Raw genomic sequence first — 1,030 nt, forward strand, 5'->3', positions numbered from 1 at the left:
GGCGAAGCTGAGAACTTAAGCGCCAGTAAACGGCGGTGGTAACTATAACCATCCTAAGGTAGCGAAATTCCTTGTCGGGTAAGTTCCGACCTGCACGAATGGCGTAACGACTTCTCGACTGTCTCAACCATAGGCCCGGTGAAATTGCACTACGAGTAAAGATGCTCGTTTCGCGCAGCAGGACGGAAAGACCCCGGGACCTTTACTATAGCTTGATATTGGTGTTCGGTTCGGCTTGTGTAGGATAGGTGGGAGACTTTGATCATCGAGCGCCAGCTTGGTGGGAGTCGTCGTTGAAATACCACTCTGGTCGTGCTGGATGTCTAACCTCGGTCCGTGATCCGGATCAGGGACAGTGTCTGGTGGGTAGTTTAACTGGGGCGGTTGCCTCCTAAAGGGTAACGGAGGCGCCCAAAGGTTCCCTCAGCCTGGTTGGCAATCAGGTGTTGAGTGTAAGTGCACAAGGGAGCTTGACTGTGAGACTGACGGGTCGAGCAGGTACGAAAGTAGGGACTAGTGATCCGGCGGTGGCTTGTGGAAGCGCCGTCGCTCAACGGATAAAAGGTACCCCGGGGATAACAGGCTGATCTTCCCCAAGAGTCCATATCGACGGGATGGTTTGGCACCTCGATGTCGGCTCGTCGCATCCTGGGGCTGGAGTCGGTCCCAAGGGTTGGGCTGTTCGCCCATTAAAGCGGTACGCGAGCTGGGTTTAGAACGTCGTGAGACAGTTCGGTCCCTATCCGCTGCGCGCGTTGGAGTCTTGAGAAGGGCTGTCCCTAGTACGAGAGGACCGGGACGGACGAACCTCTGGTGTGCCAGTTGTTCTGCCAAGGGCATGGCTGGTTGGCTACGTTCGGGAGGGATAACCGCTGAAAGCATCTAAGCGGGAAGCCTGCTTCGAGATGAGGGCTCCCACCCACTTGATGGGGTAAGGCTCCCAGTAGACGACTGGGTTGATAGGCCGGATGTGGAAGCCTCGTGAGGGGTGGAGCTGACCGGTACTAATAGGCCGAGGGCTTGTCCATGT

General features: G+C 56.4%; 1 rRNA gene. It reads left to right on the forward strand.

Annotated features, from left to right (window positions below):
• Nucleotides 1-1,028: ribosomal RNA gene (locus AC3EVP_RS36885) — 23S ribosomal RNA — on the forward strand; the annotation flags it as partial.
• Nucleotides 1,029-1,030 lie beyond the last annotated feature (2 nt).

The sequence above is a fragment of the Actinacidiphila sp. bgisy144 genome, from assembly GCF_057708105.1.